Annotated in this window: 1 protein-coding gene; it reads left to right on the top strand. The window is 72.8% G+C overall.

All coding sequences use genetic code 11. The annotated features are described in order from the left end of the window. Positions 1-16: 16 nt before the first annotated feature. The gene (locus VR44_RS40585) at positions 17-373 is read left to right on the top strand and encodes a hypothetical protein (RefSeq protein ID WP_045952722.1); all 357 of its coding nucleotides are present in this window, start codon (positions 17-19) and stop codon (positions 371-373) included. Positions 374-416 lie beyond the last annotated feature (43 nt).

Here is a 416-nt window from a genome sequence, read left to right as displayed (position 1 = left end):
GCCTAGGGTCGCCCGCATGTCCAGCACCGCGCAGCCCACCACCACCCTCTGGCGCCCGACCGGCCCCGTCGAGCTCGACCTGGTCCGCGCCCTCGACTGGCGCGCCTGGCCGCCGCGGCTGCCGGAGCAGCCGATCTTCTATCCGGTGCTGAACGAGGACTACGCGGTCCGGATCGCCCGTGACTGGAACGTCAAGCACGACGGGGCCGGGTTCGTGACGCGGTTCGAGGTGGACTCGGCGTTCCTGGAGCGGTATCCGGTGCGGCGGGCGGGGGGCGAGACGATCCTGGAGCTGTGGGTCCCGGCGGAGGAGCTGGCGGAGTTCAACGCGCACATCGTCGGGCGGATCGAGGTGGTACGGGAGTTCCGCTGAGGGGTCCGGGGGTGCCGGGGGTGCCGCTGCGCGGAGCCGTCTC

It is taken from the genome of Streptomyces katrae (genome assembly GCF_000966975.1).
Taxonomy (GTDB): domain Bacteria; phylum Actinomycetota; class Actinomycetes; order Streptomycetales; family Streptomycetaceae; genus Streptomyces; species Streptomyces katrae.
Note: the sequence above shows the minus strand (reverse complement) of the source record. Positions and strands in the feature narration are given on the sequence as shown.

Excerpts from the sequence above, each read along its gene's own strand:
- VR44_RS40585 (WP_045952722.1), top strand. The coding sequence starts at position 17 with ATGTCCAGCACCGCGCAGCCCACCACCACCCTCTGGCGCCCGACCGGC.